Origin of the sequence: Flavobacterium sp. (genome assembly GCF_036405015.1) — a bacterium.
Lineage (GTDB): Bacteria > Bacteroidota > Bacteroidia > Flavobacteriales > Flavobacteriaceae > Flavobacterium.
Map to the genome: position 1 here is coordinate 1 of NZ_DASWYK010000085.1, position 8,369 is coordinate 8,369.

At 33.2% G+C, this 8,369-nt stretch carries 7 protein-coding genes and 1 pseudogene; 3 read left to right on the forward strand and 5 right to left on the reverse strand.

Annotated features, from left to right (window positions below; genetic code table 11):
- Positions 1–397: 397 nt before the first annotated feature.
- Together VGE71_RS06930 and VGE71_RS06935 are read right to left on the reverse strand one after the other, a co-directional pair.
- Positions 398–1,039 carry an NAD(P)-dependent oxidoreductase gene (locus tag VGE71_RS06930; RefSeq protein ID WP_331137667.1) on the reverse strand — a complete coding sequence of 214 codons (642 nt, stop codon included), beginning with the start codon at positions 1,037–1,039 and terminating at the stop codon, positions 398–400.
- Positions 1,040–1,096: 57 nt separating this feature from the next.
- On the reverse strand, positions 1,097–1,504 hold the full coding sequence (locus tag VGE71_RS06935) for an Rrf2 family transcriptional regulator (RefSeq protein ID WP_331137668.1): 408 nt from the start codon (positions 1,502–1,504) through the stop codon (positions 1,097–1,099).
- A 299-nt stretch (positions 1,505–1,803) separates the two neighbouring features.
- Here VGE71_RS06935 and VGE71_RS06940 point away from each other — a divergent pair, with 299 nt between their 5' ends.
- Positions 1,804–2,715: an AEC family transporter gene (locus tag VGE71_RS06940; protein WP_331137669.1), complete on the forward strand. Its 912-nt coding sequence runs from the start codon at positions 1,804–1,806 to the stop codon at positions 2,713–2,715.
- A gap of 113 nt (positions 2,716–2,828) precedes the next feature.
- Positions 2,829–3,467, forward strand: a complete 639-nt coding sequence (locus tag VGE71_RS06945) for a peroxiredoxin (RefSeq protein ID WP_331137670.1) — start codon at positions 2,829–2,831, stop codon at positions 3,465–3,467.
- 148 nt (positions 3,468–3,615) lie between these two features.
- Here the strand turns inward: VGE71_RS06945 and VGE71_RS06950 are convergent, their stop codons facing one another.
- The 3 genes from VGE71_RS06950 to VGE71_RS06960 form a co-directional block, all read right to left on the reverse strand.
- Positions 3,616–5,853, reverse strand: a complete 2,238-nt coding sequence (locus VGE71_RS06950; protein ID WP_331137671.1) for a cation:proton antiporter — start codon at positions 5,851–5,853, stop codon at positions 3,616–3,618.
- A 170-nt stretch (positions 5,854–6,023) separates the two neighbouring features.
- Positions 6,024–7,370, reverse strand: a complete 1,347-nt coding sequence (gene purB / locus VGE71_RS06955) for an adenylosuccinate lyase (RefSeq protein ID WP_331137672.1) — start codon at positions 7,368–7,370, stop codon at positions 6,024–6,026.
- A 79-nt stretch (positions 7,371–7,449) separates the two neighbouring features.
- A complete protein-coding gene (locus VGE71_RS06960) occupies positions 7,450–8,139 on the reverse strand; it encodes an NAD-dependent deacylase (RefSeq protein WP_331137673.1) in 690 nt (229 codons plus the stop codon).
- Positions 8,140–8,270: 131 nt separating this feature from the next.
- On the opposite strand from VGE71_RS06960, the pseudogene VGE71_RS06965 reads away from it, so the two are divergent.
- Positions 8,271–8,369 (forward strand): annotated as a pseudogene (locus VGE71_RS06965) (TrmH family RNA methyltransferase); the annotation flags it as partial.

An 8,369-nucleotide genomic window follows, 5' to 3' on the forward strand; every position in this document is an offset into this window, starting at 1 on the left:
TTGCGTTTGAATTTAATTTGATTGATAGCCGAAATATTGGTGATTTCGGGAGGTGAAATTCCAGCTTTTTCAGATATACTGCCAGATTGTTTATTGAAAGTTGACAAAACGCATTTTTTAGAAATGTAAAAGTACAGAAAACAAAAACAGTTTCAAAAAGTTAGTTTGCCACGAATTACACGAATTACCACTAATTTGTTATTCTCACAATGAGTAAAAATAAGTTTGCCACGAATTCACGAATTTTCTTTTGAAAAACTATATCTGATATTATTATTCAAATTAATTCGAAAAAATAATCGCAAAGATTTTAAAAAGAAAATTCGTGAATTACTTCGCCTGTTCGCTGTCGCTCGAGTCGTGGCTAAAAAAAAACTTAGAATCCTAGCAGCTTTTTTTAATATCCTGCTGTAAATCTAACTTGGTGGTGTTTTGGATTTTCTGTTTCATCAGCGATAACAACTGCTAAATCTTCTACAGATAAAATACTTCTTTGTTCGTCATTGAAAACAGGGTTTTCTAAGCCTAAACGGTATTTTCCGGTTCTTCCTGTTTTAGTTCCAGCATGCATTTCAAAAGCAGGACTAAAGAATGCCCAATCTAAATCTTTTTCTTCTTTGATGATATTTAAATAATGTCTTGCCGCGTTTGCACCTGGGAAAATTTCTTTTGGGAAATCTGGAGTGTCAACCGCTTGTAAGTCTGGTGCAACGTATAAACTTCCCGCACCACCAATAGTGATAAAACGTTTTACTCCCGATTTTTTAACCGCTTTCTGAATCGCTTTAGAGCCAGCTAAAAAGTCATCATAAATATTTGGGTTTGTCCATCCTGGATTATAAGCATTGATTACAGCATCGTGACCTTTTAAGATTTCTGCCAAAGCATCCACATTAAAAATATCTGCAGCAACCCAAGTCGCGTTAGTTGTGTCTTTTGGAGTTCTTGCAATAGCAGTGATTTCGTGTTTTCTGTCTGCTAATTCGTTTAAAAGTGCTGAGCCAACAAATCCTGTAGCTCCAATAAGTGCGATTTTCATAATATATAAATTTATTTAGTAATAAAAAATGTTACAGTTTTGATTAAAAAAATAGTTTTAAAATTGATTCGAAAAATCTTCCAATGAAATTCCTTCCAACTGCGCGCTGACTTTCTGATTCATTTCGCTATATAAATTCTCCAAATGCTGATTGATGTTTTTTCCAACAGGACATTCAGGATTCGGCTGATTTTTAGCAAAACCTAAACCAATCGTTTCAAAGGTCATTTCGAATATTTGTTTTAAAGTCAGTTCAGCGGCGTTTACTGCCAATTTGGTACCACCATTTTTTCCTTCTTTACTTTCTACAATATGATGTGCTTTTAAGTTGGCAATTTCTTTACGAACCAAAACAGGATTAAGATTAATACTTCCCGCAATAAACTCCGATGATAAATAATCATTTGGGAACTTATGGAGCAAAGTAAGAATGTGAATCGTTATGGCAAATTTACCTGAAATCATACTGTAATAAAATATGTTACAAATTTACGTGTTTTTGTAACACAAAATACTAATTTAACTATTTTTTTTGAAATGAGCGAGTAGTAATTAGTGAAAAGTGATTGGTAATTAGTTGTTTACGAGTTTTTTTAAAATGAAGTTTTTCGATTTTAGAAATAAATTTGAGTGGGTTATTTATTAAATGTTACATGTTTAACAAAAGAAAAACAGTAGTTACGATTCAGTAAAAAAGCCAATTACTAATCACTTTTAGTTAATCACTAAATTAGAAATGCCTATTTTTGTTATGATCTTATGATATGAACAACTTTATTCTAATATTTTTCTTTCTTGCACTCGGATTAATTTTACAGCGAGTAAAACAATTTCCTACTCATATTTATAAGACGCTCAATAAAATTGTTATTTATTTCTGTCTTCCAGCAATTACTTTGTATCATATTCCAAAAATAAAATGGAGCAGCGAATTGTTGTTTCCTATAGGAGCGGGCTGGATTACTTATATTTTAGCTTTTATCTTTTTTCATTTTTTAGGAAGAAGAAATGGCTGGTCGAATAAATTGATTGGCTGTTTGATTTTAACAGCGGGATTAAGCAATAGTTCATTTCTCGGTTATCCAATTATCGAAGCTTTGTTCGGAAAGAAAGGCTTAGAAACAGCAGTTTTGGTAGATCAACCAGGAACTTTTGTCGTGGTTTCTACACTTGGTGTTTTTACAGCAGCTTTTTATTCTAAAGGAAGTCCAGATGCTTTAGGAATCTTAAAAAAAATCATTTTCTTTCCACCGTTTATTATGTTTGTCATTGCTTGTTTGATGAATGTTTTTCAGGTTGATTTGAATGAAAGTATTCAATCAGGATTGTTGAAAATAGGAAGTTTAGTAACACCTTTAGCGCTACTTTCTGTTGGTCTGCAATTAACTTTTGATCGAAAAAGCCAGCATTGGAAATTCTTGAGATTAGGACTTTTCTTTAAATTGATTTTAGTTCCTTTTGTGATTTTTGTTCTTTATGTTTTTATTTTCAACCAGCGTTCAGAAGTTATTAAAATTACTTTGATGGAAACGGCAATGGCTCCTATGATTACAGGTGCAATTCTGGCATCAACATACGGATTAAAACCAAAATTAAGCAGTATGATGATTGGTTTCGGGATTCCGATTTCTTTTGTAACGCTTGCTTTATGGTACTTTATTCTCACTTTTATTTAGGAGTAAAATACTAATTATATCGACAAAGTAGAATTTTAACTTTTTTTAAGAAAAGGAATGTTTTCTATATGCTTTTTTTGGTTAATTTTAGAGGAACTAAAAAAAGATAAATTATGTCAACATTAAGATTAGGCGATATAGCTCCAGATTTTCATGCGCAAACTACGCAGGGACCAATTAATTTTCATGAATGGTTAGGTGATTCTTGGGGTGTTTTATTTTCGCATCCAGCAGATTTTACTCCTGTTTGTACAACTGAATTAGGAACTGTAGCCAACTATGTTCCAGAATTTAATAAAAGAAATACAAAAGTTATTGCTTTAAGCGTAGATGGTTTAGACTCACACAAAGAGTGGATTAAAGACATCAACGAAACTCAAAATACAGAAGTAAATTTCCCGATTATTGCAGATGAGGATAAAAAAGTGGCTAATCTTTATGATATGCTCCATCCAAATGCAAGTGACAAATTTACAGTTCGTTCTGTTTTTGTGATTGGACCAGATAAAAAAATCAAATTGACTTTAACGTATCCAGCTTCAACAGGAAGAAATTTTGACGAATTACTTCGTGTAATTGACAGTTTACAATTAACTGCAAATTATAGTGTCGCAACTCCAGCAAACTGGAAGGATGGAGAAGATGTAGTTATCGCGCCAGCAATTCCAGACAGTGATATTCCAGCAAAATTCCCAAAAGGACATACTCCGATAAAACCTTATTTGCGTTTGACACCGCAACCGAATAAATAATTTTTTTATAGGGGCAAAGGCTCAAAGTAACAAAGGGACAAAGTTAAAAAGGCTTAGATTTTTCCATTTGGAAAAATCTAAGCCTTTTATTTTTTATAAGATCTTTGAGCCTCTGACCCTTTGTTACTTTGTCCCTTTAAAAAAAAACTTATTTCACCGCCAACAAAGCCGTCATTCTTTTTTTATCTCCTACAACCCAGAGAATATCATTTTTTTCTAAGATTAGGCTCGATTCTGGATTTAAGATACGGTTTCCGTTTCGTTCTATTCCTACGACCATTCCGTCTGTTTTGGCTCTAAATTGGCCAATACTTTTTTGAATAAATTCGTCTTGTGAAACTTCCAGCTGACGTAAAACAATGTCAGTTTCTTCTATTTTTACAGGTGGTTCTGTTTCATTTTGGGTTAAGAATTTTGTGAATTCAGCAATTTGGGCATCGGTTCCAATTACGCAGATTTCATCTCCTGGAAATAAACGCTCATTTTTAGTCGGAATTGGAATTGTAACATCTCCTCTTTTAATATACGCGATATTGATTCCTAATTGCTCACGAATTTTTAGTTCCTGCAATGTCTGTCCTACCAAATTAGATTCTTTTTTAATATCAAAAAAAGACATGTGGCCATCCCAAGGCATTAGATTGGCATATCTTCTGTCTATTTTTTTGTTTTCACGATCGTTGAGGTTTTTCAAAAAGTGATTTTCAATTTTATGATATTGTTCATTTAATTTTTTCGGGAAAATCTGATACGCTCCAATAGCAATAATAAGTGCAATAAAAGCAACCAAAGGTGAGAAGAAAATATTCAATAAAAATCCAACGAAGAATAATCCAAGACTCATTCTAATTAAAATAAGCATTAATAATGCGCCACGGTATTTGCGTTCTTCCCAAAGTGTTTCTACTTCATCAACTTTAACGCGACGAAGCGATAATGCCCATAAAAAAGGCGCAATAATGACTAAAGTTAACAACGCAGCCAAGGTATTTCCAAATCTAGTATCGGCTACTAAAGGCGCTACAAATTTGGAAGACAATAAAATTATTGCAGTAATAATAATAGTATGAAGAATAATTTGCGTAACCGATGAACGAAGTACAATCTGCCAAGTGCTTACCGATTTAATGGCCTGTGCATTAACACTGTATCTATTGATATTTTTAACCCATCTTTTCGGCATTTTTGATTCTAGGAATAAAGCAAAACGCTCTGAATATTTAATTAAAAACGGAGTTGTAAATGTTGTGATTGCAGAAACGGCTACAATTATAGGATATAAAAAGTCACTAGTAACTTTCAAAGTCATTCCTAAAGTCGCAATGATAAAAGAGAACTCTCCAATTTGTGCTAAACTCATTCCGGTTTGAACAGATTGTTTTAAGGGCTGTCCAGAAATTAAAGCACCAATGGAAGAACTAAATGCTTTTCCGAAAATTGTGATCAGTGTAATTAAAGCAACAGGAAGTGCATAAGTCAATAAAGTGTTCGGATTGATTAACATTCCAACTGATACAAAGAAAACGGCACCAAATAAATCTTTTACAGGCTGAATTAAATGTTCGATTTTTTCTGCCATTGTAGTTTCTGCAATAATAGAACCCATGATAAAAGCTCCAAGTGCTGGCGAGAAACCAACATTTGCAGCAAAAACGACCATCATCAAACATAATGCTAATGAAATAATCAATAACATCTCATCAGTCAAAAGATGTTTTGCTTTTTTTAAAATAGTTGGAATAATAAAGATTCCTCCCAAGAACCAAATGATTAAAAAGAAAACTAATTTTAAAACAGACTGTAATAATTCACTTCCGGAAACCTGATCACTTACCGCAATTGTTGATAATAAAACGAGCATTAAAATCGCAACAATATCTTCAACAATTAAAGCTCCAAATACAATTCCGACGAATTTTTTTCCTTTCACTCCCAATTCATCAAAAGCTCTGATAATAATGGTTGTTGAGGAAATCGAAAGTGTGGCTCCCAAGAAAATACTGTCCATTTTTCCCCAGCCCATCCATTGTCCGACGCAAAAACCAATAAATGTCATAAACATGATTTGGGTTATCGCGGTGACAGATGAAGTTCCTCCAACCTTCATTAGTTTCTTAAAGCTGAATTCGAGTCCTAAACTAAAAAGTAAAAATATAACCCCGATTTCGGCCCAAACTTCAACGCTTTTCATGTCGGTAATAGAAGGGAAAAAATCAAAATGGTTTCCAGCTAAAAATCCTGCAATCAGGTAACCTAAAACCAGAGGTTGTTTCATTTTTTTAAATAATAAAACAGCAATTCCAGCAGTCATCAGGATTAATCCCAGATCACTAATTAAAGGTTGTAAATGGTGTGTACTTTCAGCAGCGGCATTTAATGCAATCATATAAAAACGTGGTATTTTTTTAAAGGAGCTGATCCAGTTTTCATTTTCATGAAATTCACTGCATTTTTATAATTATAAATGGCTAGATAATACTGGTTTGGCTCCGAATTAAATAAAAAAAGCTATCTCGATAAAGATAGCTTTTTTTGGGAAAATATTTGGTATTTTTCTTAAATTCCTGTGTAATTACTAGGAGTTATAGCCATTAATTCTGCTCTAACTGAATCAGAAACTTCTAAAGTTGCAATGAAGTTATGAATCGCATTTTTGTCAATTGCTTCATTAGTTCTTGTTAAACCTTTTAGAGCTTCGTATGGATTTGGATATGCTTCACGACGTAAGATTGTCTGAATTGCTTCTGCTACAACTGCCCAGTTTTTCTCTAAATCTTCAGCAAATTTACTTTCGTTTAAAAGTAATTTGTTCAAACCTTTCAAGGTAGCTTCAAAAGCAATAATAGTATGTCCAAACGGAACACCAACATTACGCAAAACAGTACTATCAGTTAAATCACGCTGTAATCTTGAGATTGGTAATTTAGCTGCTAAATGTTCTAAAATAGCGTTTGCAATTCCTAAGTTTCCTTCTGAGTTTTCAAAATCAATTGGATTTACTTTATGTGGCATTGCAGAAGAACCAATTTCTCCAGCTTTGATTTTTTGTTTGAAATAATCCATAGAAACATACGTCCAGATATCACGATCTAAATCGATAATAATGGTGTTGATTCTTTTTAAAGCATCAAAGAATGCAGCAAAATGATCGTAATGCTCAATTTGAGTTGTTGGGAAAGAATGCTGTAAACCAAGATCAGTTTCAACAAATTTATTTCCAAATTGTTTCCAGTCAATTTGTGGGTATGCTACGTGATGTGCATTGAAGTTTCCAGTTGCACCACCAAATTTAGCTGCAAACGGAATATTGAACAACAAACGCATTTGCTCTTCTAAACGCTCAACAAATACCAAAATCTCTTTTCCTAAACGAGTCGGAGAGGCTGGTTGTCCGTGCGTACGCGCCAACATCGGAATATCTTTCCATTCAACGCTTAATTCTTTTAATTTTGAAATTACTGAAATTAAAGTTGGCATGTAGACTTGCTCAAACGCTTCTTTTGTAGAAAGCGGAATCGCAGTATTGTTAATATCCTGAGATGTTAATCCGAAGTGAATGAACTCTTTGTATTGCGATAATCCTAATTTTTCAAAAGCATCTTTAATGAAGTATTCAACCGCTTTTACGTCGTGGTTGGTTACTTTCTCCGTTTCTTTAATCCAAAGTGCATCTTCAGTTGAGAAGTTTTTGTAGATGTTTCTTAAACTTTCAAATAAAGTAGCATCAATACCTTGTAATTGTGGTAATGGAATTTGGCATAAAGCAATGAAGTATTCCACTTCAACTAAAACACGATATTTTATTAAAGCTTCTTCAGAGAAAAAAGGGGCTAAATTTTGAGTTTTATTTCTATATCGTCCATCAATTGGAGATATAGCATTCAATTCGTTTAGAGTAGTCATTGTTATGTTGTTTTTTCGAAAGGTGCAAATATAAACAGAATTTGGCGATTACAGGCAATTAAAACACGCATTTGTGCATTCAAAATGAATTTAATCTCGCTCTTAAATCGGCAACTCCTTCAGATGCGAATTTGGCAATCGTTTCTACTTTGTTTCTAATATTTGGAATTGAAATGGGTTTTGGATCAATATAAAAAACTGGAGTTGTACTTGGAACGTAAGCAACCAAACCAGCTGCTGGATAAACCTGAAGCGAAGTTCCGATTACAGCAAAATAATCTGCTGTTTCAGTAATGTCACTTGCTTCTTCTAATGCAGGAACTTCTTCGCCAAACCAAACAATATGCGGACGTAATTGATGACCGTTTGTGTCTAAATCTCCCGTAAATAAATCTTCAGTCCAATCTAAAATTAGATTTTTGTTTTGTGTGCTTCGAACTTTTAATAATTCGCCATGCAAATGTAAAACGTTTGTACTTCCGGCGCGTTCATGTAAATCGTCAACGTTTTGAGTAATGATTTGCACATCAAAATCTTTTTCCAATTCAGCCAAAATGATATGTCCAAGATTTGGTTTTACTTCCTTTAATTGCTGGCGTCGTTTATTATAAAAGTCTAAAACTAATTCCTGATTTTTGTGCCATCCTTCTGGCGTAGCAACTTCCATTACATCATGGCCTTCCCATAAACCATCACTGTCACGAAAAGTTTTGATTCCGCTTTCTGCGCTGATTCCAGCTCCAGTCAAGACTACAAGTTTCTTTTTCATTTTTTGTAGAGATTTTTTTGATTCTCATTCAAAGATAAGGAAATGAGAGGTTTTTAAAATGAAATAGTTATTTTCGCAAATTAAATTTAAAAAAGGCGAAAAGCTTGCAATTAGCAATAAATAAAATAAAAATGATTGATTTAGATTACCTCGCATTCTTAGAAAACATATTAACTGAAAATAGAAAAGCTAATTTTTTAAAAGTACTAGAGAATAGAACAAAACATTTT

What these genes read in the sequence shown, in the direction of transcription:
- VGE71_RS06930 (WP_331137667.1), bottom strand. Translation starts at nt 1,039, where the DNA reads ATGAAAATCGCACTTATTGGAGCTACAGGATTTGTTGGCTCAGCACTT.
- VGE71_RS06935 (WP_331137668.1), bottom strand. Translation starts at nt 1,504, where the DNA reads ATGATTTCAGGTAAATTTGCCATAACGATTCACATTCTTACTTTGCTC.
- VGE71_RS06945 (WP_331137670.1), top strand. Translation starts at nt 2,829, where the DNA reads ATGTCAACATTAAGATTAGGCGATATAGCTCCAGATTTTCATGCGCAA.
- VGE71_RS06960 (WP_331137673.1), bottom strand. Translation starts at nt 8,139, where the DNA reads ATGAAAAAGAAACTTGTAGTCTTGACTGGAGCTGGAATCAGCGCAGAA.
- purB (WP_331137672.1), bottom strand. Translation starts at nt 7,370, where the DNA reads ATGACTACTCTAAACGAATTGAATGCTATATCTCCAATTGATGGACGA.
- VGE71_RS06950 (WP_331137671.1), bottom strand. Translation starts at nt 5,853, where the DNA reads ATGATTGCATTAAATGCCGCTGCTGAAAGTACACACCATTTACAACCT.
- VGE71_RS06940 (WP_331137669.1), top strand. Translation starts at nt 1,804, where the DNA reads ATGAACAACTTTATTCTAATATTTTTCTTTCTTGCACTCGGATTAATT.